The 26,823-nt window shown below is 50.4% G+C and carries 25 protein-coding genes and 1 riboswitch; of the genes, 11 read left to right on the top strand and 14 right to left on the bottom strand.

The genetic code is table 11. The features are described 5' to 3' along the window. Positions 1 to 393: 393 nt before the first annotated feature. The 4 genes from hemG to C9I99_RS25000 all read right to left on the bottom strand — a co-directional run bounded on the left by hemG (position 394) and on the right by C9I99_RS25000 (position 3,402). Complete coding sequence (gene hemG / locus C9I99_RS25015; protein ID WP_107351551.1) at positions 394 to 918, bottom strand: menaquinone-dependent protoporphyrinogen IX dehydrogenase; 525 nt, start codon at positions 916 to 918, stop codon at positions 394 to 396. Between the two features lie 11 nt (positions 919 to 929). Further along, entirely contained in the window at positions 930 to 2,387 is a 1,458-nt protein-coding gene (locus C9I99_RS25010) for a TrkH family potassium uptake protein (protein ID WP_107351550.1), read from the bottom strand. Positions 2,388 to 2,430: 43 nt separating this feature from the next. Further along, on the bottom strand, positions 2,431 to 3,054 hold the full coding sequence (locus C9I99_RS25005) for a YigZ family protein (RefSeq protein WP_107351549.1): 624 nt from the start codon (positions 3,052 to 3,054) through the stop codon (positions 2,431 to 2,433). 162 nt (positions 3,055 to 3,216) lie between these two features. Further along, positions 3,217 to 3,402 (bottom strand): hypothetical protein, encoded by a 186-nt coding sequence (locus C9I99_RS25000; protein ID WP_107351548.1) that lies wholly within the window; start codon positions 3,400 to 3,402, stop codon positions 3,217 to 3,219. A 150-nt stretch (positions 3,403 to 3,552) separates the two neighbouring features. Here C9I99_RS25000 and fadB point away from each other — a divergent pair, with 150 nt between their 5' ends. From fadB to acuI, 3 genes are all read left to right on the top strand, one after another. Beyond that, the gene (fadB, locus tag C9I99_RS24995) at positions 3,553 to 5,715 is read left to right on the top strand and encodes a fatty acid oxidation complex subunit alpha FadB (protein WP_107351547.1); all 2,163 of its coding nucleotides are present in this window, start codon (positions 3,553 to 3,555) and stop codon (positions 5,713 to 5,715) included. Between the two features lie 27 nt (positions 5,716 to 5,742). Further along, complete coding sequence (gene fadA / locus C9I99_RS24990) at positions 5,743 to 6,909, top strand: acetyl-CoA C-acyltransferase FadA (protein ID WP_107351546.1); 1,167 nt, start codon at positions 5,743 to 5,745, stop codon at positions 6,907 to 6,909. Positions 6,910 to 7,072: 163 nt separating this feature from the next. Next, entirely contained in the window at positions 7,073 to 8,053 is a 981-nt protein-coding gene (acuI, locus tag C9I99_RS24985; protein WP_107351545.1) for an acrylyl-CoA reductase (NADPH), read from the top strand. Positions 8,054 to 8,121: 68 nt separating this feature from the next. Here the strand turns inward: acuI and C9I99_RS24980 are convergent, their stop codons facing one another. Continuing rightward, positions 8,122 to 9,063: a LysR family transcriptional regulator gene (locus tag C9I99_RS24980; protein ID WP_107351544.1), complete on the bottom strand. Its 942-nt coding sequence runs from the start codon at positions 9,061 to 9,063 to the stop codon at positions 8,122 to 8,124. A 312-nt stretch (positions 9,064 to 9,375) separates the two neighbouring features. Next, on the bottom strand, positions 9,376 to 9,558 hold the full coding sequence (locus tag C9I99_RS24975; RefSeq protein WP_107351543.1) for a hypothetical protein: 183 nt from the start codon (positions 9,556 to 9,558) through the stop codon (positions 9,376 to 9,378). Between the two features lie 139 nt (positions 9,559 to 9,697). Here C9I99_RS24975 and tusA point away from each other — a divergent pair, with 139 nt between their 5' ends. Beyond that, positions 9,698 to 9,946, top strand: coding sequence for a sulfurtransferase TusA (gene tusA / locus C9I99_RS24970; protein WP_107351542.1), 249 nt, complete (start codon positions 9,698 to 9,700; stop codon positions 9,944 to 9,946). Positions 9,947 to 10,007: 61 nt separating this feature from the next. Here tusA and C9I99_RS24965 read toward each other — a convergent pair whose 3' ends face one another. The 3 genes from C9I99_RS24965 to C9I99_RS24955 form a co-directional block, all read right to left on the bottom strand. After that, a complete protein-coding gene (locus C9I99_RS24965) occupies positions 10,008 to 10,268 on the bottom strand; it encodes a hypothetical protein (RefSeq protein ID WP_107351541.1) in 261 nt (86 codons plus the stop codon). A 176-nt stretch (positions 10,269 to 10,444) separates the two neighbouring features. Next, a complete protein-coding gene (locus C9I99_RS24960) occupies positions 10,445 to 11,002 on the bottom strand; it encodes a TMEM165/GDT1 family protein (RefSeq protein ID WP_107351540.1) in 558 nt (185 codons plus the stop codon). 91 nt (positions 11,003 to 11,093) lie between these two features. Beyond that, a riboswitch (yybP-ykoY riboswitch) is annotated at positions 11,094 to 11,195 on the bottom strand. Positions 11,196 to 11,289: 94 nt separating this feature from the next. Next, positions 11,290 to 11,979, bottom strand: coding sequence for a YiaD family glycine zipper/OmpA-like lipoprotein (locus C9I99_RS24955; protein WP_107351539.1), 690 nt, complete (start codon positions 11,977 to 11,979; stop codon positions 11,290 to 11,292). 283 nt (positions 11,980 to 12,262) lie between these two features. Here C9I99_RS24955 and glyQ point away from each other — a divergent pair, with 283 nt between their 5' ends. The 3 genes from glyQ (at position 12,263) to C9I99_RS24940 (ending at position 16,913) form a co-directional block, all read left to right on the top strand. Next, entirely contained in the window at positions 12,263 to 13,174 is a 912-nt protein-coding gene (gene glyQ, locus C9I99_RS24950) for a glycine--tRNA ligase subunit alpha (protein WP_107351538.1), read from the top strand. A gap of 9 nt (positions 13,175 to 13,183) precedes the next feature. Next, positions 13,184 to 15,253, top strand: coding sequence for a glycine--tRNA ligase subunit beta (gene glyS, locus C9I99_RS24945; RefSeq protein ID WP_107351537.1), 2,070 nt, complete (start codon positions 13,184 to 13,186; stop codon positions 15,251 to 15,253). Positions 15,254 to 15,662: 409 nt separating this feature from the next. Beyond that, positions 15,663 to 16,913 (top strand): valine--pyruvate transaminase, encoded by a 1,251-nt coding sequence (locus C9I99_RS24940; protein WP_107351536.1) that lies wholly within the window; start codon positions 15,663 to 15,665, stop codon positions 16,911 to 16,913. Between the two features lie 249 nt (positions 16,914 to 17,162). Here the strand turns inward: C9I99_RS24940 and ibpA are convergent, their stop codons facing one another. The 5 genes from ibpA to dnaA all read right to left on the bottom strand — a co-directional run bounded on the left by ibpA (position 17,163) and on the right by dnaA (position 23,940). Continuing rightward, positions 17,163 to 17,603 (bottom strand): small heat shock chaperone IbpA, encoded by a 441-nt coding sequence (gene ibpA / locus C9I99_RS24935; protein WP_107351535.1) that lies wholly within the window; start codon positions 17,601 to 17,603, stop codon positions 17,163 to 17,165. Between the two features lie 289 nt (positions 17,604 to 17,892). Next, positions 17,893 to 20,307: a DNA topoisomerase (ATP-hydrolyzing) subunit B gene (gene gyrB / locus C9I99_RS24930; protein ID WP_107351534.1), complete on the bottom strand. Its 2,415-nt coding sequence runs from the start codon at positions 20,305 to 20,307 to the stop codon at positions 17,893 to 17,895. Positions 20,308 to 20,326: 19 nt separating this feature from the next. Next, positions 20,327 to 21,406, bottom strand: a complete 1,080-nt coding sequence (gene recF / locus C9I99_RS24925) for a DNA replication/repair protein RecF (protein ID WP_107351533.1) — start codon at positions 21,404 to 21,406, stop codon at positions 20,327 to 20,329. A gap of 4 nt (positions 21,407 to 21,410) precedes the next feature. Continuing rightward, positions 21,411 to 22,511, bottom strand: coding sequence for a DNA polymerase III subunit beta (gene dnaN / locus C9I99_RS24920; protein WP_107351532.1), 1,101 nt, complete (start codon positions 22,509 to 22,511; stop codon positions 21,411 to 21,413). Position 22,512: 1 nt separating this feature from the next. Next, complete coding sequence (dnaA, locus tag C9I99_RS24915) at positions 22,513 to 23,940, bottom strand: chromosomal replication initiator protein DnaA (protein ID WP_107351531.1); 1,428 nt, start codon at positions 23,938 to 23,940, stop codon at positions 22,513 to 22,515. Positions 23,941 to 24,247: 307 nt separating this feature from the next. Here dnaA and C9I99_RS24910 point away from each other — a divergent pair, with 307 nt between their 5' ends. From C9I99_RS24910 to rpmH, 4 genes are all read left to right on the top strand, one after another. Next, a complete protein-coding gene (locus C9I99_RS24910) occupies positions 24,248 to 25,003 on the top strand; it encodes an amino acid ABC transporter substrate-binding protein (protein WP_107351530.1) in 756 nt (251 codons plus the stop codon). 86 nt (positions 25,004 to 25,089) lie between these two features. Continuing rightward, positions 25,090 to 25,761, top strand: coding sequence for an amino acid ABC transporter permease (locus tag C9I99_RS24905; RefSeq protein ID WP_107351529.1), 672 nt, complete (start codon positions 25,090 to 25,092; stop codon positions 25,759 to 25,761). Continuing rightward, positions 25,758 to 26,495 carry an amino acid ABC transporter ATP-binding protein gene (locus C9I99_RS24900; RefSeq protein ID WP_107351528.1) on the top strand — a complete coding sequence of 246 codons (738 nt, stop codon included), beginning with the start codon at positions 25,758 to 25,760 and terminating at the stop codon, positions 26,493 to 26,495. Before C9I99_RS24905 ends, C9I99_RS24900 begins: the two co-directional genes overlap by 4 nt. A gap of 185 nt (positions 26,496 to 26,680) precedes the next feature. Beyond that, on the top strand, positions 26,681 to 26,815 hold the full coding sequence (rpmH, locus tag C9I99_RS24895) for a 50S ribosomal protein L34 (RefSeq protein WP_045037224.1): 135 nt from the start codon (positions 26,681 to 26,683) through the stop codon (positions 26,813 to 26,815). The last annotated feature ends 8 nt before the right edge of the window (positions 26,816 to 26,823 follow it).

The raw sequence follows: 26,823 nt of genomic DNA, 5'->3' as shown, positions 1-26,823 counted from the left end.
CTTGCATGTGTTAGGCCTGCCGCCAGCGTTCAATCTGAGCCATGATCAAACTCTTCAATTAAAGTTTTGGCTCAATGAAATACTGTTAAATCACTACCGAAGTAATGATTGAATTGACTGTGCCAAATTATAAGTAAACTTAAAATTTGTATTGGTCACTCAGTTTCATTGATAATTCTTTTGTTGACTATCATTTCACGAGTGCCCACACAGATTGCATGGTCAAATTGTTAAAGAACAATACTGATTGGTTAGCGGCTTAAGTTGCCGTTCTCCGTGTCAGTGAGGTGGCATTATAGAGAGTTCGATCACATTGGCAAGGGGCTTTTTTAAAAAAAATGACCAAAGCTGACAGTTCGACTAAAAAACAGACAAAACCATCAAAAAGCCAGCTTAAAACGTCTTAAAGCGGTCTGCAAACGCCTCTACTTTTTGCCAATCGGTATATTCAACCTCTTTGCTGGTGTCGGTTTCCCCACCGGTAATACGCATAATGAGCTGAATCATCATCCGATCAAACCAACCATAACGAGGATAGCGCAGTGCACCAGCAAAAACGGCTTGTAGTTCTGGCTGCCAAGGCGAGCGCTTGAGGAATGTCTTCATATATACACTTGTCTCTGGTGTATTCTTTCCTTCTTTACGTGCCGTCAGGTTGACACAGAAAAACCCAGCTTTTGCTTGTTTTAAAGCTAGAAGGTTTTTTTCTATAAATTGATATAGCTTTTTATTCAAATGCCCATAGCGGATAGAGGCGCCAATTAGGACACGGCTATAATCAGCAAAGTTCACTGAGGTGGCAGTATTCAGATCAACAAACTCACAGACACAGTCTTCACCCAGCGCTTTTTCTATATGCTGTAAAATCTTAACTGTTTGACCATCACTACTGGAGTGAAGCAATAATACCTTTTCCATACATTCCTCTATTAATTGCGCCAAAACGTTGGGGTAAATAGCACTAGTAACGTAAAGACTTCTAAACGACCAAAAAGCATCGAGATAATGAGAACCCATTTAGCTGGATCATTAACTTCACCAAAATGCACAGCCACTTCACCAAGGCCAGGCCCTAGGTTATTCAACGTAGCGGCCACCGCCGAGAAGGCGGTAAGCTCATCGATACCAGTCGCAATCAAAGCCAGCATACAGATCACAAACACCAGAGCATAAGCAGAGAAGAACCCCCACACAGCATCGACCACACGTTGTGGTAGGGCCTTATTACCAACCTTGATGGTATAAATTGCCCGTGGGTGAACAAGACGCTTAAGTTCCCTGACACCTTGTAATAACAACAAGAACATCCGGATCACTTTGATTCCCCCGCCCGTTGAACCGGCACAGCCGCCAACAAAGGAAGAAAACAACAATAAAACCGGCAGAAACAGGGGCCATTCCGAGAAACCTGTGGTGGTAAACCCTGCCGTGGTTGATATAGAGACAGTTTGGAACAGCGCCTGATCAAACGCATCATGATAGGAGTTATAAGAGTGGTGTTTTAGCAACATACCAAAGCAGATCAGGAACAAAATCAGTTGCGATGCAAAAAAGGCCCTAAACTCAGGGTCTCGCCAATAAGTGCGTAGATGGATCCCACCATTGGCAAACGCGGCAAAGTGCAATGAGAAATTACAGGCGGATATCAGCAGAAACACAACAGTGATCATGTTAATCGTAGGACTATTGAAATAGCCCATGCTGGCATCATGGGTAGAAAACCCTCCTATCGCCACAGTCGAGAAACTATGGGCTATCGCATCAAATGCGGTCATACCTGCCAACCAAAAGGCCAATGCACAGCTGATAGTCAAGGCCAGATAGATGTACCAAAGCGCCTTGGCGGTCTCGGCAATACGCGGGGTCATCTTGCTGTCTTTGACCGGGCCAGGAATTTCCGCTCGGTATAGCTGCATCCCACCGATACCAAGCACAGGCAAGATAGCAACGGCCAAAACGATGATCCCCATGCCTCCGAACCATTGCAGCATCTGGCGGTAAAACAAAATCGCCTTGGGAAGATAATCGAGTCCGACAATCACCGTAGCACCAGTCGTCGTCAGTGCTGAAAAGGATTCAAAAAAAGAGTCGGTAACGGATAAATCTGGGGTTTTGGCCAAAATAAAGGGTACCGCACCAGCACTGCCGATAACGGTCCAGAATAGGACGACAATAAGGAAGCCGTCCCTCGCTTTGAGCTCTCTGCGGTAATGCCGATTCGGCACCCATAGCAATGCACCACCTGCAAAAAGAAGAAAGAAAGTCACGACAAACGGCAGACCTGCACCGTCACGATAAATAAATGCCACCAACGCTGGCGCCAGCATGGTGACACTGAATAAGGCGAGCAGCAGCCCGACAATCCTGATAATGGAACGAAATTGCATTGCCTATTAGGCTCTCATCTATATATTGAAAAAGTTAACAGAGCTACTCTGAGCGGTCGACCGCACTCACCTGCCCGCCGCTGCGGCTGAAGAGTGTCGCACTGAATGCCTCGACCTGACGGCGATCCAATTCAATCACCAGTGTGACCCGCTGCCCATAATCCGCCTCGACCTGACAGCCCGCGAATTCCGCGACCAATGACTCCACCAGCGATACCTGATTATACTCGCAGCTGATCAGCAGTTCCGAAGTTATTAACTTTTCTTTGGTTTGCAGCACAGTTAAGGCTTGCTGGACACCACCGCCATAGGCTTTGACCAAGCCGCCAGTCCCCAACTTGATCCCCCCGGAATAGCGGGTAACAACAGCAGTGATCTCACCTACGCCCGAACCGGCCAGTTGAGCGAGGATTGGTTTGCCGGCCGTTCCCGATGGCTCGCCATCATCACTGAAACCCCACTTCATCGAATCTTCAGGTCGTCCTGCGACAAAAGCCCAGCAATTGTGCCTAGCATCATGATGCTTGTCTTTGATGTGCTGGACAAATGCCTTGGCTGCCTCCACATTTGGGGTATGTGCCAAATAGGTAATAAAGCGGCTTTTTTTTATTTCTTCTTCGAAAGTCGCACTGCTTGCCGGGATCAGGTAAGGCTCACTGACGGTCATATCCTGCCGTATTTCTCTGTTATAAGTGGAATAACTCAGGATAACACAACCCTGTAGGCCTGTAATTTGTCCTTAGAACTGCACTTCGAGTTTTAGCCGGAAGGCTCAAATCATATACCAGCTCATTAATCCATTGATGATTATTTTGTTTCCTCTTCATATCTATCGCTCCTTCGATGAAATAATGTCCGCAGCACTGTACTCGCGAACATCCCATTTGCGGTCGATAAATTGCTCGCAACCACAAATTAATAACAAAACAAAAACAGGTTTAGATACCAAAAAAAACCACCATCCAATTGAAAATAAGAAGAAAAAACACTCATCCCCTTCCATCACCTGCTTCATCACGCTCCCCCAAAACAGCAAAAGTTAAACAAATGTTTAAAATAGGTATTGAAATAGTTGCACAACAGGTTCAGACTATTATTTAACCTACTGACAGGTCAAACCAGTTAAATCAAATTCGGCACAGACCGGAACTCATGGAGATAGAAGATGATTTACCAAGGTGAAACCCTATCCGCTCGCTATCTGGAAGATGGCATCGCCGAGCTCAACCTCAATGCTCCCGGCGCAATCAACAAGTTCGATCTCAAAACCCTAGAAAGCTTCAATGAAGCCCTTAATGCACTCTACCACCAGAGTGATCTCAAAGGTCTGCTGATCACCTCAAGCAAAGACGCATTTGTCGTTGGGGCTGATATCACTGAATTTCTCAGCTTATTTACTAAGCCGGTAGAAGAGTTGTCACAGTGGGTCGCCCACGCCAACGACATCTTCAATAAATTGGAAGACTTGCCGGTTCCGACCCTGTCAGCCGTTAATGGCCACGCTCTGGGCGGGGGGTGCGAGTGTATCCTCGCCACCGATCTCCGCTTGGCCGATAGTAAAGCCCGTATCGGCCTGCCGGAAACCAAACTTGGTATCATGCCTGGCTTCGGTGGCACCGTTCGTCTGCCCCGCCTGATCGGTGCGGACTCCGCCATGGAAATCATCACCGCCGGTAAAGACAAGAAAGCCCTTGATGCCCTCAAGCTAGGCCTTGTCGATGGCGTGGTCGAGCCTAAGCAATTACATTCAGCCGCATTGGCCATGCTAAAAGACGCGATTACTGGCAAGCTAGATTGGCAATCACGCCGAGCCCAGAAAAAAGCACCGCTGGCCCTCAACAAAATCGAAGCGACCATGAGCTTTACCATGGCAAAGGCTATGGTTGCCCAAGTTGCCGGCCCCCACTATCCGGCGCCAATGTCAGCAGTGAAAACCATCGAGGAAGCGGCAAGGTGCCAACGGGACGAAGCGTTAGCGATTGAAAACAAATATTTTGTCACGTTGGCGAAAACCGATGTTGCCAAATCGCTGGTTGGGATCTTCCTCAACGATCAGTACATCAAGGGTCAAGCCAAACAAGCGGCCAAAGCTGGCGAACCCACCAGTAAGGCCATGGTACTCGGTGCAGGGATCATGGGCGGAGGCATTGCCTACCAATCGGCATTGAAAGGTGTACCGGTACTGATGAAAGATATCAGCGATGCGTCCCTCGATCTCGGTATGGGAGAGGCAGCCAAACTGCTGAACAAACAACTTGAGCGTGGCCGTATCGATGGCCTAGGGATGGCGAAAGTTCTTAGCGGGATCACCCCAAGCCTACACTATGCCGGTGCCGAACAGAGCGATATCGTGGTTGAAGCGGTGGTCGAAAATCCAAAAATCAAAGCAGCAGTGCTCAGCGAAGTTGAAGGCTTGGTCGGTGAAGATACAGTTATCACTTCTAACACCTCGACGATTCCTATCAACCTACTAGCCAAGTCGCTCAAGCGCCCAGACAAATTCTGTGGCATGCACTTCTTCAATCCAGTCCATCGCATGCCTTTGGTCGAAATTATCCGCGGCGAACATACCTCGGAGGAAACCATTAATCGGGTTGTCGCCTATGCCGCCAAGATGGGGAAATCTCCGATTGTGGTCAACGACTGCCCGGGTTTCTTTGTCAACCGCGTGTTGTTCCCTTACTTTGCTGGCTTTAGTCTGCTATTACGTGACGGAGCCGACTTCCAACAAATCGACAAGGTGATGGAGAAACAGTTTGGCTGGCCAATGGGCCCTGCCTATCTATTGGATGTGGTCGGTATCGATACTGCGCACCATGCCCAGGCAGTGATGGCTGAAGGCTTCCCTGAGCGGATGGGCAAAGACTACAAAGATGGCGTCGATGTGATGTTCGAAAATGGCCGCTACGGCCAGAAGAGCGGCCAGGGCTTCTATGCCTACACCACCGATCGCAAAGGTAAGCCAAAGAAAACGACTGATCCGGATGTGACCCCGTTGCTTGCGCCTGTTTCAGGTAATGCCAGCCAGTATGATGCCGAGGCTATCATTGCGCGGATGATGATACCAATGATCAACGAAGTGGTTCGCTGTCTTGAGGAAGGGATCATTGCCAGCCCGGCGGAAGCCGATATGGCACTGGTGTACGGCTTAGGCTTCCCGCCATTCCGTGGTGGCGTATTCCGTTACCTCGACACCCTTGGCCTAGCCAACTACGTCCAGCTGGCAGATAGCTATGCTCACCTGGGTGCGGTCTACGAAGTACCGGCAGGACTGCGTGAGAAAGCGGCCCAAGATGGTCGTTACTACCCTGTACCGAGCAACGCGTGATCATGGCTTAAGGATGAGGAATTGAAAATGAATAACGTTGTAATCGTCGATTGTATCCGTACCCCAATGGGTCGCTCAAAAGGCGGAGCTTACCGCCATGTCCGCGCAGAAGACTTGTCTGCCCATCTGATGAAAGGACTGCTGGCACGCAACCCGCAAGTTGATCCGGGCAGTATTGAAGATATCTACTGGGGCTGTGTCCAGCAGACACTGGAGCAAGGTTTCAATATTGGCCGTAACGCCGCCCTCCTTGCTGGGATCCCCCACACAGTGGGTGCCACAACGGTCAACCGCCTCTGCGGTTCATCGATGCAGGCGCTGCATGATGCCACCCGTGCGATCATGGTTGGCGATGCCGATACCTGTATTATCGGGGGCGTCGAGCACATGGGACACGTCCCAATGAACCACGGGGTCGATTTCCACCCCGGCATGTCCAAGTCCGTAGCCAAGGCTGCGGGAATGATGGGTCTGACGGCAGAAATGCTGGGACGAATGCACGGTATCAACCGGGAAATGCAAGATGCCTTCGCCGCCCGCTCCCATCAACGCGCTCATGCCGCCACGCTAGAAGGCCGGTTTGCCAGTGAAATCCTTCCGACCGAAGGCCATGATGCTGATGGTCGCCTGGTCCTGTTAAACCAAGACGAAGTGATCCGCCCTGATACCACGGCAGAGTCCCTTGCAACACTGCGTCCGGTGTTCGATCCGGTCAACGGCACCGTGACCGCCGGCTCCTCTTCTGCGTTATCCGATGGGGCTTCGGCGATGCTGGTGATGAGCGAAGACAAAGCCAGGGCACTGGGGCTAACTATCCGCGCCCGGGTCAAAGCCATGGCAATTGCCGGCTGCGATCCATCAATCATGGGCTATGGGCCGGTTCCGGCCAGTCAAAAAGCGCTCAAGCGCGCAGGACTGACTATCGGGGATATTGGCATGGTCGAGCTTAATGAAGCCTTTGCCGCTCAGTCTTTGCCATGCGCCAAAGATCTCGGTCTACTGGACGTCGTCGAAGAGAAAGTCAACCTCAATGGTGGGGCCATCGCTCTTGGCCACCCACTTGGCTGTTCCGGCTCCCGTATATCAACCACACTCATCAACCTGATGGAGCATCAAGATGTCCAGTTTGGTCTTGCGACCATGTGCATCGGCTTAGGTCAGGGGATCGCGACCGTCTTCGAGCGGGTTGAGTAAGCTCCTGTAATCATTAACAAGCCCGCATTTGCGGGCTTTTTTTGATCTATACCAACTATGCGTAATCAACATAGATAAAATGATTAACTTTCATTTTATTCATATTTATTTCAGGTCTACACTCATAGCCAATTAAGACGCTTGTATAATTTGGAGCATCCCAATGTTTAAGGCACTAGTTCTAAACCAAGAAGAGAAAAAAACCATCGCAACGATCGAGCAGTTGGACGACAGCCATCTTCCTGAAGGTGATGTTCTGATTGATGTCGATTACTCTTCCCTGAACTACAAAGACGGCTTGGCCATCACAGGTAAAGGTAAGATCATCCGTAACTTCCCTATGGTACCGGGTATCGACCTTGCCGGTACTGTCGTCAGCTCCGAAGATTCGCGCTACCAGACCGGTGACAAAGTGGTTCTGACTGGCTGGGGTGTGGGTGAAAACCATTGGGGTGGCATGGCACAACGCGCTCGCCTGAAAGCAGATTGGCTGGTTCCTCTGCCAACGGGCTTTGACAGCAAGAAAGCGATGATGGTGGGTACAGCTGGCTTCACCGCGATGCTTTGTGTACAAGCGTTACTTGATGCGGATGTCAAACCAGAAGCTGGCGAAATACTGGTAACCGGTGCCAGTGGTGGTGTTGGCTCGGTTGCTGTTACTCTGCTCGCACAACTAGGCTACAAAGTGGCTGCGGTAACTGGTCGTGTTGAGCAAAACGGTCCACTACTAGAAAAACTAGGTGCAAGCCGCATTATCGACCGCAGTGAATTCGAAGAACCTGCCCGCCCGCTTGAAAAGCAAATTTGGGCCGGTGCTGTCGATACCGTCGGTAGCAAGGTATTGGCGAAGGTACTGGCGCAAATGGACTACAACAGCGCAGTCGCAGCTTGTGGCCTCGCTGGCGGTTTTGATCTGCCTACTACCGTTATGCCATTTATCCTGCGTAATGTCCGCCTACAAGGTGTGGACTCAGTGATGTGCCCAACAGAGAAGCGTATTGCAGCTTGGGAAAAATTGGTTGAATTGCTGCCAGAGAGTTACTACCAGCAAGCCTGTACCGAAGTAGAGCTCGACGAAGCGCCTAAGTATGCAGACGATATTACCAACGGCCAAGTAACCGGTCGGGTTGTGATCAAGCTGTAATTTCAGCAACCACGATATCGCCAATAAAAGCCGGGATCAGTCCCGGTTTTTTTGTGCCTGTTTTGATGTCAACCCAGCCCCATATCATCAATTCGCTTGGCGATCAGGCGGCTACACTCTTCCTTCACAATAGCCCGCAACCACTCCTGGGCGGGCGAATGCTCGCACCGCGGATGCCAGATCATCGAGTAATCAAACGGCGTAAAGGCAAACGGCAAGGGCTTCACCGCCAAATCATAGCGATCAGCAACCAGATAGGCCAAGTCAGCGGGTACAGTAATGATCAGCGGCATAGTATCAACAATTGCCAGAGCCGCCTCGAGGTGATAGGCCCGCAATACCATTTTGCGTTTGGGCTGCCCCACCAAGGCTTGCTCTATCAAAGCCTTCACTCCGTCGCTGATCGCAATCATCGCATGAGGGTGAGCCAGATAATCCGTCAAACTCATGTCCTTATCAGCCAACGGATGCTGCTTCGAGAGCAGACACAAGACACCGACCCGGCCAAGGATTTCGCTGCGCAGCGGTTCAACCGGCCCGGTCGGTCGGCAAATGGCCAAATCCGCCCCTTCATAGGTCAGTTGGTCAGCCAGCCGGTCATGCTGCAGCGGCAAGAATTCGAACGACACTTCCGGTGCCTCCTGGTAAATCCGCGGCAGGGCAAACGGCAAAATAGTCTGCATCGCGTAGTCCGTGGTCGCAATTGTGAAGGTTTGTTCACAGCAACGCGGATCAAACTCAACCGGAGAAAGCAACTGCCGCAGAGATTCCAGCGGCTCACCCAACGCCCGATCAAACTCCAGTGCCTTTTCTGTCGGGATCAAATGCTGGCCCTGACGGGTAAACAGCGGATCACCCAATAAATCACGCAACCGGCCCAACACCCGACTCATTGCCGACTGACTCAGATTCAAACGGCTTGCGGCCTTACTGACACTGCTTTCTTCTATCAGTACCCGCAACGCCACCAACAAATTCAAATCACGGCGATAGATATCTTCTAATTCCACAATGCGCTACCTTGGGAGAAAAGTCTGGATGTAACACCAAACAGAATAATAGCCTGATCATATCAGAACCTTCTCTGCCGTTTGAGAACAATCAAAATTGACGAAGATATAATCGCCCGGCATCAAAGCAATCGCTGCGGTGTTGCTTGATTTTGATGGGTATGAACACCGGCAATCAAGCGCCTTTTCATTCTCGCTGATAGACCTGAATACTACCGAGTTTGGTCTTTTTTTATCGTGCAGATAAAAAAATCCCGCTATTAAAGCGGGGAAGCCCAAGAAAACTGGGGGAGTGTAGTTTGATGTGCAATGTTAGCTTTCTTCTTCCTCGAGCTCGGGAGAATTGGTGAGCTCGAGCCAAAGTCCTAGCGCAGCGGCAATCAAACCAGCAAGCGCCATAAAGCTGGTGTTATCGGGCGCACGTAGCATCAGTGAGCAAAACGTGATGAAGCACAGTACGCTGTAAATAGTCAGGCGATCCATCTGAGTCAACATAGTTCCTCCTAATCCTTCAGAAGATAAACGTTAATGACTTGTTAACCAAGTTACATGTTTTATTTTGATTTGCCAACCCTTATTGATTAATTCTTGCCCATAAGTATGATCACAGTCTTCAACAGAAGATGTAGATGCTATGACCGCTATTTTTGACAATCCCACCCACAGTTTGGAAGCAGAAGGACTTCGCTGCCCAGAGCCTGTGATGATGGTGCGTAAAACCGTAAGGAAAATGGCCGAAGGCGATACCCTGCTCGTCACTGCCGATGACCCTTCAACAACGAGGGATATCCCAAGTTTTTGCCGATTCATGGATCACACCCTGATCGCAGCAGAAACTGACAACCTGCCTTACCGTTATCTGATCAGAAAAGGCACCAACTGACCCTCATTAAAAAAGGCAGCTCGATGAGCTGCCTTTTTACTATTCAGATACCAGCTAATCGCTAATCATCATTTTGGTAAGAAGCACGTAATTGTCGATTGGCCTTCTCGAGCTCGTGGCGCAGATCGCGGATCTCCTTTTTCATCGGCAACACATAGCGCAAACGTACCAACGCATCTACCGACAAGTAAGTCGTCACAATCGCTCCGACCACCATCGGTAACCACATGTCTGTCAGCACCATCCCCAGAATATTCAAAGCCAACGCAACGTTGAACAACCAGAATTGGCTCTGGGGCGATATAGCAAGAAAACGGTTCATAACCCCCTCCTATATAGCGACAACCGTCCATAGGTCCTAGAGTCAACATATCATGCCAATCTCTCTGGCTCTGCTGCCACGCTCACACTTTAAGCTCATGTTATCAAAGAGTCATATCAGCTTGTGAACTGGAATAATGTACCTGCCGGTTTCACGTGAAACACCGCATCCGACGGTTACAGACCCAACGCGGCAGCCAGCGCCAAACCCATAAACAAAGATGCCGTGATTTTGCGGATCAACCCCAGAGGCATACGGTCTGCAGACAGTTTGCCAATCAACACCACAGGTACATTGGCCAGCAACATACCAATCGTCGTCCCCAGCACAACCCACATCAACGCATCGCTGTACTTAGCCCCTAGCATAGTGGTTGCAACTTGGGTCTTGTCGCCAATTTCAGCAATAAAGAAAGCGATAAAGCTGGCCACGAACGGCCCCCGGTTCGACACAGCTTCATCATCATCCAGTTTATCGGGGATCAGAATCCAACCGGCCATGGCGACGAAGCTAACCACCAATACCCACTTGAGGACTTCAGGGGTTAAATAATCCGCCACGACAACGCCTAGCCAAGCGGCCAAGGCATGGTTGGCAATAGTGGCAAAGAAAATCGCTAAAATGATAGGAATAGGTTTACGGTAACGACTGGCCAGCAGCAGTGACAACAATTGGGTTTTATCGCCAATTTCCGCCAAGGCAACCGAAGTAATAGAGATAGCTAAAACACTCACGACATGCTCTTTGGGGCGAGGATAATAAAAAAACCACAGGTAAACGTGCACGCCCCACCCCGGTTCATGCTGGTTTACCAATGGTCTCGCCAAACTCACTAGTAGGATAAACGTGAGTCACAAACGCCATGAAGATTTTGCTTCAATTATGTTGACGCTTGTCTTGTAAGGACAAGAGGCTACTCCCCAAAGGAACGGCAATTCTACACACCGCCCACCGTGATAGCAAGGCGCAAAAAAGGAGCCGCATGGGCTCCTTTTAACCAGCGAAGGCAATGCGTTTGACATCAACCCTGTGGTGATAGAACGATTTCTACCCGGCGGTTCTGTGCTCGGCCCTGCTCATTATCGTTCGACGCGATAGGGTGTGACTCCCCCATACCTTTAGTCACGAGACGGTTACTGGCGACACCGCCACGCATAAGCTCGTTACTGACTTCGCTGGCACGCACTTGCGAAAGGCGAAGGTTGTAGGAAGCAGCACCTGTGCTATCGGTAAAGCCGTACACGTTGAGCATGGTCTCGTTATACTCTTTGGCGACAAGAGCCACGTTGGACAGCGCCTTCTTAGCCTGACCACTGAGTGCCGTGTCATCAATACCAAAGGTGATGGTGTTTGGCATATTGAGAATAATATTATCGCCATCACGGGTCACACTGATCCCGGTAGATTGCAATTGCTTACGCAGTTCAGCTTCCTGCACATCCATGTAGTAACCGATCCCGCCACCCAGTGCAGCACCAGAAGCCGCACCGATCAACGCACCTTTTCCTCGGTCACTCTTGCTAGAAGAAGCCACACCGATCGCCGCGCCGGCTACAGCACCAATGAGAGATCCACTGGTCGCTTTCGCCGTCTGCTCTTGGCCAGTATACGGGTTGGTTGTGGAACATCCCGTCGCAACCACAGCCGTTGCCGTGGCAAATACCAAGTTACGAATCCATTTGCTAGACTTCGCGCAATTCGTCAAATCCATATTGTTTACCTTCTGTCTTCTCGGCTCCGCGCCGATGTCGTTGTGTGCAGCGTCTTTGCAGCCCAGCACTGTTTATTGGCGGCAGTATTGTATCGACCTGCTAGCAGCAGATATCAGAACAATGTCAAAAATTCCCATGCCTCGCCAGCCCAACACATAAATTTAAGCAAATTAAACAAAGATGACCAAAAAACATGCACTAGCCCTACTAGCCTACGGGATGGCGAGGTATACTGGATAGTTACTAAAAATCTCTCAATCCATTAATCACGCGAAGCTGACAATGCAGAAATACGATATTAAAACCTTTCAGGGCATGATCCTCGCGCTGCAGGATTACTGGGGCCAACAAGGTTGTACTATTGTGCAACCTCTGGACATGGAAGTAGGTGCAGGTACCTCTCACCCAATGACATGTCTTCGTGCTCTGGGTCCAGAACCAATTGCAGCGGCGTACGTGCAACCATCTCGCCGTCCTACCGACGGTCGCTACGGCGAAAACCCAAACCGCCTTCAGCACTACTACCAGTTCCAGGTGATCATCAAACCATCACCGGACAACATCCAGGAGCTATACCTGGGCTCGCTGGAAGCACTGGGCATCGACACCAAAGTGCACGACATCCGCTTTGTAGAAGATAACTGGGAAAACCCAACATTGGGTGCCTGGGGTCTTGGCTGGGAAGTATGGCTAAACGGTATGGAAGTTACCCAGTTTACTTACTTCCAGCAAGTCGGTGGCCTTGAGTGTAAGCCGGTTACCGGTGAGATCACTTACGGTATCGAGCGCCTGGCTATGTATATCCAGGGCGTAGACTCTGTGTACGATTTAGTATGGACCGACGGCCCGCTAGGTAAAGTGACCTACGGTGACATCTTCCACCAGAACGAAGTGGAACAGTCTACTTACAACTTCGAACACGCTGATGTCGATTTCCTTTTCACCTTCTTCGACCAGTGCGAAAAAGAGTGTAAAGAACTGCTTGAGCTTGAGACGCCACTATCGCTTCCAGCTTACGAGCGAATTCTGAAAGCCGGTCATGCCTTCAACCTTCTGGATGCGCGTAAAGCCATCTCGGTTACCGAACGCCAGCGCTACATCCTGCGTATCCGTAATCTGACCAAACAGGTTGCAGAAGCCTACTACGCATCTCGTGAAGCCTTAGGCTTCCCTATGTGTAAAACAAACAAGTAAGGATACGGCATGAGCGATATGAATTTCCTAATTGAACTCGGTACCGAAGAGCTACCACCAAAGGCTCTGCGTACCCTTGCCGAAGCGTTTGCTACTAACTTCGAAGCAGAGCTGAAAGCGGCTGACCTTGCTCACCAAGGTGTGAAGTGGTATGCGGCTCCTCGCCGTCTGGCATTGAAAGTGTCTGCACTTGCTGCTGGCCAGCCGGACAGAATTGTCGAAAAGCGTGGCCCTGCGGTTGCTGCCGCATTCGATGCTGACTTTAACCCAACCAAAGCTGCACAAGGCTGGGCTCGCGGTAACGGAATCAGTGTTGATCAAGCAGAGCGTCTGAAAACTGACAAAGGCGAATGGCTGCTTTACAAACAAGAAGTCAAAGGTAAGCCGGCTCAACAACTGCTGTGTGATCTAGCCGCTACTGCCCTAGCGAAACTACCTATCCCTAAGCCAATGCGCTGGGGTGACAAGGAAACTCAGTTTATCCGTCCGGTGAAAACACTTACCATGCTACTGGGTGAAGAGCTGATCCCGGGTACCATTCTGGGTGTTGAGTCTGGCCGTGTGATCCGTGGTCACCGATTCATGGGTGAAGCCGAGTTTACTATCGACAATGCCGATCAATACCCAACGCTGCTTGAAGAGCGCGGTATGGTGATGGCTGACTACGAAGCACGCAAAGCGATCATCCTTGAAGGTGCCAAGAAAGCGGCTGAAGAAGTTGGCGGTATTGCCGATCTTGAAGATGAGCTGGTTGAAGAAGTGACTTCTCTTGTTGAATGGCCCGTTGTACTGACAGCATCATTCGAAGAAGAGTTCCTGAAGGTCCCTTCAGAGGCGCTGGTTTACACCATGAAGGGTGACCAGAAGTACTTCCCGGTTTACGATGCAGACGGCAAGCTGCTACCGAAGTTTATCTTCGTGTCGAACATCATTTCCAAGGACCCAATCCAGATCATCAGCGGTAACGAGAAGGTCGTTCGCCCTCGCCTAGCGGATGCGGAGTTCTTCTTCAACACCGACCGTAAGCGTCCGTTGATCGAACGCCTATCTGAGCTAGACGGTGTATTGTTCCAGAAGCAACTTGGTTCACTGCGTGACAAGACAGACCGCATCACCGCACTGGCTGGCTACATCGCCCAGCAAATCGGTGCTGATGTCGAGCATGCCGAGCGTGCCGGCCTGCTGTCTAAGTGTGACCTGATGACCTCGATGGTCTTCGAGTTCACCGATACCCAAGGCGTTATGGGCATGCACTATGCGCGTCACGATGGTGAAGCAGAAGAAGTCGCCCTAGCACTGAACGAGCAGTACATGCCGCGTTTTGCCGGTGACGAGCTACCAAGTACTGACATATCGGCAGCCGTTGCAATGGCCGACAAGCTGGATACCCTAGTGGGCATCTTCGGTATTGGTCAGGCACCGAAAGGCAGCGATCCGTTCGCCCTTCGCCGTGCCGCACTGGGTATTCTGCGTATCATCGTAGAGAAAGGTTACAACCTTGATCTGGTGAACCTGATTGGCAAAGCGCGTGAACTGCTGGCCGACAAGCTAACCAACCACAACGTCGAAGAAGAAGTGATCGACTTCATGCTTGGCCGTTTCCGTGCATGGTACCAGGACGAAGGCCACAGTGTTGACGTTATCCAGGCAGTATTGACACGTCGCCCAACCCAGCCTGCAGACTTCGACAAGCGTGTTAAAGCCGTAAGCCACTTCCGCTCGCTAGATGCTGCTGAGTCTCTGGCCGCAGCAAACAAGCGTGTCGGCAACATCCTGGCGAAATTCGACGGTGAACTATCTGCCGAAATCAACCACGAACTACTGGTTGAAGATGCAGAAAAAGCGTTGGCAGAAAACGTGGAAACCATGCTGGCTTCCCTATCGCCAATCTTCGCCAGCGGCGATTACCAGCAAGCACTGTCCGAGCTGGCTACCCTGCGTGAAGCCGTTGATGCTTTCTTCGATAACGTTATGGTTATGGCTGATGATGAGCAACTGAAAGTGAACCGCCTAACGATGCTTAACCTGCTTCGTAACGAGTTCCTGAAAGTCGCTGATATCTCATTGCTTCAGAAGTAATATCGCGATAGAGCTTCGCCTATTAGGCCGTTTGAAGCCCCAGCTTATACTGCTGGGGCTTTTTTTATCTGCCTGACCAACCCCACCCGTTGTCCTGCAATACTCGGTTATTACTCGCCCACAGTTCCCTAACCTTATACCGCCGCCTTTGCCAGTTTCACGTGAAACCACCACCGGTATATTGGCCACGCTACACGTATTGTTTCACGTGGAACGTCAGTAGCTCAACACAAGCGCAACCGTACGCAGAAGCTTTAACGGCAAGGATTACTCTCGAGCCAGGCCGGCAATCAGGGGGGAGCAAGGGGTTTAATAAAACGCTTTGTTGAGGTATGTTGACGAACAGCACAACATAAACCATAACCATATCGAATAACATAAACACAGCACACCGAGGTCAGAAGTAAAGATGGAGTTTTCTACATTTGGTGACAAGTTCGCCCGCTACTCAGGTATCACCCAGTTGATGGATGATTTGAACGATGGATTGCGCAACCCCGATGCGATCATGCTCGGAGGTGGCAACCCAGCCCAGATCCCTGAAATGGTAGAGTACTTCAATCAGCTCTGCAGCCAGATGGCTGCCACTGGAGAGCTCACCCAAGCCCTGACCAACTATGATGGCCCACAGGGGAAGAATGTTTTTATCAATGCCCTCGCCCAGCTCCTCAAATCACGCTATGGCTGGGACATCAGTGCCAAGAATATTGCCCTGACCAACGGTAGCCAGAGTGCTTTCTTCAACCTGTTCAACTTGCTGGCAGGGAAATTCGAAAATGGCAGGAAGAAAAGAATCTTGTTGCCACTGGCTCCTGAATATATTGGCTACGGTGACTCGGGGTTAAGTGACGATATGTTCATTTCGTACAAGCCAGAGATCAGCCTGCTTGAAAATGGCCTGTTCAAATACCATGTCGACTTTAACCGACTGGTTGTAGATGATTCAGTTGGAGCCATCTGTGCGTCGCGGCCAACCAATCCAACCGGCAATGTCCTGACCGATGATGAAATCCAGCATCTCGATCAACTGGCGCGCGATCATAACATTCCGCTGATCATCGATAATGCCTACGGCATGCCTTTTCCCGATATCATTTTTGAAGATGTTACCCCATTCTGGAATGACAATACGATCTTGTGCATGAGCCTATCGAAACTTGGCTTACCTGGGGTGCGCTGTGGCATCGTGGTCGCCAGTGAAGCAATCACCACCGCCATTGCCAACATGAATGGCGTACTGAGTTTGGCACCGGGAAGTGTCGGCCCGGCTATTGGCTACAAGATGATCGAGCAACATGATCTAATGCGCTTGAGCGAAAACGTGATCAAACCTTTTTACCTCCGTAAATCCCAGCACGCCGTGGAGCTGCTCCAGCAGGCTATTACCGACCCGCGGTTTAGGATCCACAAGCCTGAAGGCGCCATGTTCCTGTGGCTGTGGTTCAAAGATTTACCGATCAGTACCATGGAGCTATATCGCCGCTTAAAAGCCCGCGGTGTTCTCATTGTTCCTGGTGAGTATTTCTTCATTGGACTCGATGAAGACTGGCAGCATGGACACGAATGCCTGCGGATGAACTACGTCCAGGAGGATGACGTGATGCGCAAAGGCATCCTCATCATTGCCGAGGAAGTAGAAAAGGCGTACCAAGAGTGTTAACGCCCTCTCAACCGCGAATGTAAAAGCAACATTCAGCAAAGGAAGGTAACCTTACGGAGCCTTCCTTTTTTAAGACTGTTTCACGTGAAACCCACTACGCCTGATACGCTGAATCGAACAAGGAAGATATTACCGTGACAGCTAGAAATGGCTGGACAGGTTATCGAGCTATACTTTATTGCGCGTAAAAAAGGCCAGCACCCTGGCTGACCTTTCACATCTCTATTGGTGGCTCAGGAGGAATCCCGATCACTCACCTTCTAGCAGACGACTGCCATTAATCGCAATCTTGCGAGGCTTCTGCTCTTCAGGGATCTCACGCTCGAGGTCAATATGAAGCAGACCATTTTCCATTTCGGCGCCAACAACTTTTACGTAGTCAGCCAGCTGGAATTTACGTTCGAAGTCGCGCTCGGCGATACCCTGATACAGGTACTGACGTTCTGTATCACCGTTAGCTTCGCGGGTACCACGGACAATCAATTTGTTTTGCTGTTGGGTGATATCCAGGTGCTCATCGGCGAAGCCGGCCACAGCCATGGTAATGCGGTAATGGTTCTCGTCCTGTTGCTCAATGTTGTACGGAGGGTAGCCAGCATTGGCATTCGATGCTGATTTTTCCATTTGATTGAACAGGCGGTCAAAACCGATAGCAGAACGGTATAGAGGAGTGAAATCTAGGTTTCGCATATACTTTATCCTTCTTTAGAAGCAATAGAATGACGATAGAATTGTCGAAGTGGCCTTCCTTCTGCGGACAAGCCGGTTGCAGGCCCAACCTGTGGCACCTTGCTCTTCATCAATAGATATAGGGGCGGCAAAATCTCATTCCAACCCCTTAGCGCAAAAAATTTATTTCCTCTCCCCTCCTATCCCGCAACACGTGTTATGTGCACAACCAAAGCTCCCAAAAAAAACGCCGCACGAATGTGCGGCGTTTTCAGTTTTACTTATGCAAATGGATATTAGAAATTAAATGTTAAATATCCAGGTTTGCATTCAGAGCGTTAGCTTCAATGAAGTTACGGCGCGGCTCAACGTGATCACCCATCAACGTGGTAAACAGCTCATCGGCGGCAACAGCATCATTGATGTTGACCTGCATCATACGACGGGTTTCTGGATCCATCGTTGTTTCCCACAACTGCTCTGGGTTCATCTCACCCAGACCTTTGTATCGCTGCAGAGAAAGACCACGGCGGGACTCTTTGATCAACCAGTCGAGGGCTTCCTTGAAGCTGGTTACCGGCTGCTTGCGTTCACCACGCTGCACGTAAGCAGAGTCTTCCAATAGCTCAAACAGTGCTTCAGATAAATCAGCTAGCTTGCCGTACTCTTTCGAGTTAAGCAGATCAGCACTTAGCAGGTGTTCGTGTTCAACACCGTGGGTACGGACGATGACTTTTGGCAACCATAGACCATTTTCATCATCACGTACGACCTCGAAGCTGTACTGGCTTTCACCAGACTGCTTGGCATTCAAGGCCACAACCAGTGCATTTACCCAGCCTTCCACATCGCTTTCGTTGCTGAGCTGATCGGTAGCCAAACGTGGTTGATAGATAAATTCATTGAGCAGCATTGTCGGATAGCGACGGCTCATACGCTCAACCAGTTTGGTTGCACCGTTGAACTGCTTAACCAAGGTTTCCAGAGCTTCACCTGAAATCGCAGGTGCGCCCTCTGATGTAAACAGTGCTGCGTTATCCAGAGCCAAGGCAACTTGGTACTGGCCCATGTCCTCGTCATCCTGGATGTACTGCTCTTGCTTGCCCTTCTTCACTTTGTACAGTGGTGGCTGGGCAATATAGATATGACCACGCTCAATCAGTTCAGGCATTTGACGGTAGAAGAACGTCAGCAATAGCGTACGGATGTGGGAACCATCGACATCGGCATCGGTCATGATGATGATGTTGTGGTAACGCAGTTTATCTGGGTTGTACTCGTCGCGGCCGATACCACAGCCCATTGCCGTGATAAGCGTGGCAACTTCCTGAGAAGACAGCATCTTATCGAAGCGAGCTTTCTCAACGTTCAGGATCTTACCTTTCAGCGGTAGGATTGCCTGGTTCTTACGGTTACGACCCTGCTTGGCACTACCGCCTGCAGAGTCACCCTCCACTATGTATAGTTCAGAGAGGGCTGGATCTTTTTCCTGACAATCGGCGAGTTTGCCCGGCAGGCCGGCAAGATCTAGCGCGCCTTTACGGCGAGTCATTTCACGCGCTTTACGTGCCGCTTCACGGGCACGAGAGGCGTCGATAATCTTAGAACAAACGGTCTTGGCATCCGATGGGTTTTCTAGCAGGAATTCACTCAACTTCTCACCCATGGTTGATTCAACCGCAGGTTTCACTTCACTCGATACCAGCTTGTCTTTAGTCTGACTTGAGAATTTAGGATCCGGCACTTTCACCGACACAACCGCCGTCAGGCCTTCACGGGCATCGTCACCCGATGTTGCCGTCTTGGCTTTCTTCGAATAGCCTTCTTTGTCCATGAAGTTATTCAGGGTACGGGTCAACGCACCACGGAAACCAGCCAGGTGGGTACCACCATCACGCTGCGGAATGTTGTTGGTGAAACAGTAAATGTTTTCCTGGAAGCCATCGTTCCACTGCATCGCCACTTCAACACCGATACCGTCTTCACGGGTAAAATCGAAATGAAAGACTTTAGGGTGGATCGGCGTTTTGTTGCGGTTAAGGTGTTCTACGAAAGCACGGATACCACCTTCGTACATGAAGTGGTCCTGCTTGTCCTCTTCGCGCTCATCAATCAGTCTGATAGACACGCCGGAGTTAAGAAATGATAGTTCACGCAGGCGCTTAGCTAGAATTTCATAGTGGAATTCAATATTGGTAAAGGTTTCTGCACTTGGCCAGAAACGGATGCGGGTACCGGTTTTGTCGGTATCGCCAATGACACCTAGAGGTGCTTCAGGCTCACCATGACGGTAAATCTGCTGGTGTACAGAACCACCTCGGTTAATGGTCAGTTCCACTTTTTCAGACAGGGCGTTTACTACTGACACACCTACCCCGTGCAGACCACCGGATACCTTATAGGAGTTGTCATCGAACTTACCACCGGCGTGAAGTACCGTCATGATAACTTCCGCTGCCGACACGCCTTCTTCAGGGTGCAATTCAGTCGGGATACCACGACCATCATCACTGACAGACACAGAGCCATCTTCGTGGATAGTAACAATGATATCTTCACAGTGGCCAGCAAGAGCTTCATCGATAGAGTTATCGACTACCTCAAATACCATGTGGTGCAAGCCTGTACCGTCATCGGTATCGCCAATATACATCCCTGGGCGCTTACGTACCGCATCAAGGCCCTTAAGTACCTTGATACTTGATGAATCGTAGTTGTTGGACATTGAGTTACTCTCGCTTAAATTATCCTGCGGTTATTTTACCGTGTTCCACATGAAACATCTTGCCATTTTCATCATGCATTTCCGCTATTTGCTCAATGCTGATTGCACTGATAAAAACTTGCGCCCCGGTCTCTTTCAACCGCTGCGCCAACAGTGCCCGACGATGGCTATCCAGCTCGGAAGCAAAATCATCAATTAAATATATACACTGCTTACCCGTTGCTTCGGTCAGGTGCAATCCTTGCGCAAGGCGCAAAGCACACATCATCAGCTTGAGCTGACCTCGGGAAAGCACATCCTCTACTGGGGTGCCGGCCACTTTCACCCGCAAGTCCGCTTTGTGCGGACCGCTGGCGGTGTAACCCAATTGGCTATCCCGTTCGAAATTACGCTGAAGTAGTTCAGCATAGGGGGTGTCTTTTTCCCAACCCCGGTAGTACCCGAGTTGGATATCAAATTCAGGCAAAAAGACTTCACAGATCTCTTTGGCTTTGAGCTTTACCGCCTCAAGATAGTCATGGCGCCATCGCGAAATCTGTTCAGCCAATACGCTGAGTTCCTGATCCCAGTAACTCAATTCACGATAATGACGGGCGGTTTTCAGCAAGGCATTACGTTGCTTGGTTAGGCGCTTTACCCGCATCCAGGCATGGTAGAACTGCGGTTCTACGTGAAACACCCCCCAATCAATAAAGGCGCGGCGAAACTTCGGTCCACCAATCAATAGATCAAAGCCTTCCGGCGTGATCAATTGCAAAGGCAGCAGTTGGGCCAGTTGGGCTAACTTTTGGCTCCCTTCACCACCAATTTTAAGCTCGGTGGTGCCATCACGCTTCTTGTTGATGCCAACCGGTAATTCAATCGCAGAAGGAGATTGCAACCTGCCATGGACAAACAGCTGTTGTTGATCATGGCGGATCACCCTACCCGTCAGGTGGCTGCGAAACGAACGGCCGTGGCCGAGAAAATGAATCGCTTCCAAAACACTGGTCTTGCCACTGCCATTAGCACCGACAAGAAAATTAAAGCCTGGTGACAACATCAGGTCACAGGCTTCAATATTTCGGAAGTCTTTTACGATCAGGCGTGTTAACGGCATGACCTTATAGCCTAATTGGCATCACCACGTACATGGCATCACCGTTGGCGCTGTCTTCCAGCAAGGCACTGGCATTGGCATCGGTCAGCGACCAGCGAACCTGCTCACACTTGAGGGTATTGAGCACATCCAAAACATAGCTGACATTAAAACCAATTTCGAGAGCGTCACCCTGGTAGTCGACATCCAAAAACTCTTCGGCTTCTTCCTGCTCAGGGTTATTGGCGGTAATGCGCATCTCGCCCGGAGAAAGATTCACTCTCACGCCGCGGAACTTTTCATTCGACAAAATGGCAGCACGAGAGAACGCTTTACGCAGTTCGTCACAGCTCGCTTCAACCACTTTGTTACTGTTCTGCGGCATCACGCGGCGGTAATCTGGGAAGCGACCGTCAACCAATTTGGAAGTGAAAATGTAATTATTCACTTCGGCACGGATATTGGATTGACCAATTTGTAGGCGGACGTTTTCTTCAGGACTATCAAGCAGACGCATCAACTCCATCACCCCTTTACGTGGGACAATGATCTGTTTGGCTGGCAGCGCGTCATTGGTCGCGATCGCACACACCGCCATTCGGTGACCATCGGTAGCAACCGAACGCAATTGCTGGCCATCGGTTTCAAACAGCATACCGTTCAAGTAATAACGGACATCCTGGTGGGCCATAGAAAACTGGGTGCTATCGATAAGCTGGCGCATCTGCCCCTGAGGAAGGGTAATTTCCACTTCACTCTGCCAGTCTTCGATATTCGGGAAATCGGCAGCTGGCAGTACAGATAGCGTATAGCGGCTACGGCCAGAGCGGATAATCGCGCGGTCCCCTTCAAGGGAAACCGAAATATTGGCGCTATCTGGCAGGCCACGGCAAATATCAAGGAACTTGCGCGATGGAACCGTTACAGCCCCTTCTTCAACGTCGCCTTCCAGAGCCAGCTTGGCAATCATCTCGACTTCAAGGTCGGTACCTGTCATCGACAGGCAACCCTGTTCGACAACCAACAGAATATTGCCGAGGATCGGCAATGAAGGGCGGCTACCCAATGCACCAGAGACCTGCTGCAGGGGTTTTAATAGCTGTTCGCGTGCAACTGTAAATTTCATATTAAGATGACAATGTTCTTATTAGGTTAGAATAATCTTCTTTGATGTCATGGCTTTCCTCACGCAGTTGCTCAATTTTGCGGCATGCGTGCAGCACCGTTGTATGATCCCGACCACCAAAAGCATCACCGATCTCCGGTAAGCTGTGGTTGGTCAACTCTTTTGCCAGAGCCATCGCCATCTGGCGCGGGCGGGCAACCGAGCGGGAGCGGCGCTTGGATAGCATATCAGCCATCTTAATCTTATAGTACTCAGCCACGGTCTTTTGAATATTATCGATAGTGACCAGTTTTTCCTGCAAGGCCAGCAAATCTCGCAGCGCCTCACGGACAAAATCAATCGTGATTGCACGGCCGGTAAAGTTGGCATTGGCGATCACGCGATTTAGGGCCCCTTCCAACTCACGGACATTGGAACGCAGACGCTTGGCAATGAAGAACGCAACTTCATCAGCCAAACGGATATTGTGGTCTTCTGCCTTCTTCATCAAGATCGCGACACGGGTTTCCAACTCTGGCGGCTCGATAGCCACCGTCAGGCCCCAACCAAAGCGCGATTTAAGGCGATCTTCTACCCCGTTGATTTCACGCGGGTAACGGTCAGACGTCAGGATGATCTGCTGGTTGCCTTCCAGTAGCGCATTAAAGGTGTGGAAGAACTCTTCCTGAGAGCGCTCCTTATTGGCAAAGAACTGAATATCATCGATCAATAGCGCATCGACGCTACGGTAGTAACGCTTGAACTCTTCGATGGCATTGTTCTGCAGCGCCTTAACCATATCCTGAACAAAACGCTCAGAGTGCATGTACACCACTTTGGCGTTGGGCTTGCGATCGGCAATGGCATTGCCAACGGCATGCAGCAAGTGGGTTTTACCCAAACCGGTTCCACCATAGAGGAACAGCGGGTTATACGCAGCCCCCGGGTTATCGGCCACCTGTCGACAAGCGGCCAAACCAAGCTGATTCGATTTACCCTCAACAAAGTTGTTGAAATTATGCTTAGGGTTCACGTTGGAGCGGTAACCCGACTGCGACTCGGGCTGCACCGGCGACGGCGCAGGCTCCCAGGTACGCGAAGGTGTATCGTCTACAGCTCTCGGTGCCGGTGCCGCTACGACAGCAGCAGGAGCCGGTGTCAGAGTCGGTGGAGGCGATACACGCTGTGGCGACGGTGCGATAACACGCCGGCTACCCACCTCAAACCGCAGGATCGGCAAATCGTTACCGCAGAACTCATTGAGCAGACGGTTGATGTTGTTGAGGTACTTATCACGGACCCAATCCAGCACGAAGCGGTTGGGCGCAAACAAGGTCAACGTATTGTCGCTCAACTCGGCTTGAAGCGGTCGAACCCACATACTGAATTCTGTTGCAGGGAGTTCTTCTTGAAGGCGTTGAAGGCACTGCAACCAAAGCGAAGATGACAAGCTCGACTCCACACTGAATAACTAAACACTAAAAGGGATGCAATTTTATACCTGCTGGCTCAGGATCGCCAGCAAAGAGATCGCAGATCAAGTGAATAAGATCTGACTTATTCACATGGATCGCACAATTATACTCGCGATCACCACAATTTGACCCCTGCTTACCCACAAATCTATAAACATTGCCCACTCATAGACATTACTAAAGATTATTTAAAATAACTCAAAGTTATTTAAAGAAACCTATTATTAACAGATAGGATAATTCTCACAGAACATCATCACAGCAACCTGAGGAGTAAACAGGATGAAAAGCTGGGTAACAACTTCATTGACTGCAATCGCCCTAACCTTGTCGGTTAGCCAAGCCGCGATGGCTGCCACCGATGTAAAAGTAGGAATGTCAGGACGCTATTTCCCTTTTACCTTTGTAAAACAAGATCAGCTGCAAGGCTTTGAGGTTGATCTGTGGAACGAGATCGGCAAACGCAATGACTACAATGTCGAGTTTGTTACCGCTAACTTCTCCGGTTTGTTCGGATTGCTGGAAACCGGTCGAATTGACACTATTTCCAACCAAATCACCATGACCGATGAGCGCAAGGCCAAGTACCTGTTCTCACACCCTTATGTCGTCGATGGGGCACAGTTAGTTGTGCGTAAGGGCAATGACGCCATCGCTGGTACGGCCGATCTATCCGGCAAGACCGTTGGGGTAAACCTGGGCTCAAATTATGAGCAGCTCCTGCGTAAACTGGATACCGATGGCAGCATCAAAATAAAAACCTACGACACCGGCATCGAACACGACGTCGCCCTGGGCCGTACTGATGCCTTCGTGATGGACCGTCTGTCGTCGCTTGAACTGATCAAGAAAGCTAACCTGCCACTGGAATTGGCCGGTGAACCGTTCGAGACCATCGAAAATGCCTGGCCGTTCGTACAAGGCGAGAAAGGTGAAAAGCTGCGTGACGAAGTGAACGTAGCACTCGATGCGATGCGCGAAGACGGTACTCTCGCCGAAATTTCCATCAAGTGGTTTGATGCCGACATCACCCACTAGTAACACCTGCTATTCTTCATAACAAAAGGCTCACCCTCGGGTGGGTCTTTGTCGCTGAAAAACCACAGTAAAAAAGAAGACACCATATGGGTTTTGATTTTGACTATATGCTTTCCCTGATGCCGATCTTGTTCAAATATCTCGGTACCACGATGGGAATGGCACTCTGGGGCTTAGTGTTTGCCCTGATCATCGCATTGGTACTGGCACTGCTGCGAACTTACCGCATTCCGGTGCTCGATCAGCTCAGCCAACTCTATATCAGCTTTTTCCGCGGTACCCCACTGCTGGTACAGCTGTTCCTGCTCTATTATGGCCTGCCACAAGTGATGCCGGTCTTCGTTGGTCTTGATGCCTTTACCGCCGCAGTCATAGGCCTGAGCCTGCATTTTGCCGCTTACATGGCCGAGACTATCCGTGCAGCCATCCTCGGTATCGACCGCAGCCAACGCGAAGCCAGCCTGTCAATTGGCATGACTGAACTACAAGCCATGCGGCGGATCATCCTGCCACAGGCTACACGGGTGGCCCTGCCATCGCTAATGAACTATTTCATCGACATGATCAAATCAACCTCGCTGGCTTTCACCCTCGGGGTAGCTGAAATCATGGCTATGGCCCAAATGGAGGCCTCTTCAAGCTTCAAGTTCTTTGAGGCATTCCTTGCCGTTGCCCTTATCTACTGGGGTATAGTGCTTGTCCTGACCCGGGTCCAAAACTGGGCAGAAGCCAAACTCAACAGGGCGTATACACGATGATTAAAATTGAAAACCTGACGAAGCGCTTTGGTGATGCGACCATTTTCTCCGGGCTAGATTTAACTATCAGCAAAGGTGAAATCGTCGTCGTGATCGGCCCGTCGGGAACTGGAAAGTCGACTCTGCTGCGCTGTGTCAATTTCCTCGAAACCGCCGATGAAGGACACCTCACCCTTGGCGATGTCTCGATCGACAGCCAGCAGGCCGGCCAAAAAGAGGTGCTGGCACTGCGCCGCAAGACCGGGTTTGTATTCCAGAACTATGCCCTCTTTGCTCACCTGACAGCACGACAAAATATCGCCGAGGGCCTGATCACCGTTAAGGGCTGGAACAAAGAAGAAGCTCACCAGAAGGCCCAGCAGATCCTTGACGACATAGGCCTTGGCGACAAAGGCGAGCATTACCCTGCCGCCCTGTCTGGCGGTCAGCAACAACGAGTCGGGATCGGCCGTGCAATGGCACTCGAAGCCGAATTGCTACTGTTTGACGAGCCAACATCGGCACTGGATCCCGAGTGGGTCGGCGAAGTGTTGAACCTGATGCAGAAACTGGCCACCCGGCACCAGACCATGCTGGTGGTTACCCACGAAATGCAATTTGCCCGCGAAGTGGCCGATCGGGTGATCTTTATGGCCGATGGCGGCTTTGTCGAACAAGGCACTCCGGATCAGATCTTCGGTAATCCGCAAGATCCGAGGCTGAAGAAGTTCCTAAACCAAGTCGGGATCCGTTAAGGATCCTTGCACTCTGGCAAATAGGAAGTATAATTCAGCGCCCGTAGTTCTCTGCGGGCATAATTATTGACTATTTAAGAGTCAGTGATTACAATTCCGCCTCTTTGATTAGAGGCAACGACTGAAATCAGTCGCTAAACTCTAACCAAACTTAAAAACTGATCAGTTAATTTAAGGTAAAACCCATGAAACGCACTTTTCAACCTTCAGTTCTAAAGCGCAAGCGTAACCACGGTTTCCGTGCACGCATGGCTACTAAGAACGGTCGCGCAACAATCAACGCTCGTCGCGCTAAAGGCCGTAAGCGTCTTTCTAAGTAATCATCAGA

The sequence above is a fragment of the Photobacterium lutimaris genome, from assembly GCF_003025555.1.
Lineage (GTDB): Bacteria > Pseudomonadota > Gammaproteobacteria > Enterobacterales > Vibrionaceae > Photobacterium > Photobacterium lutimaris.
The sequence above is the reverse complement of the archived record's forward strand: the minus strand, read 5'-3'. Positions and strand labels throughout refer to the sequence as shown.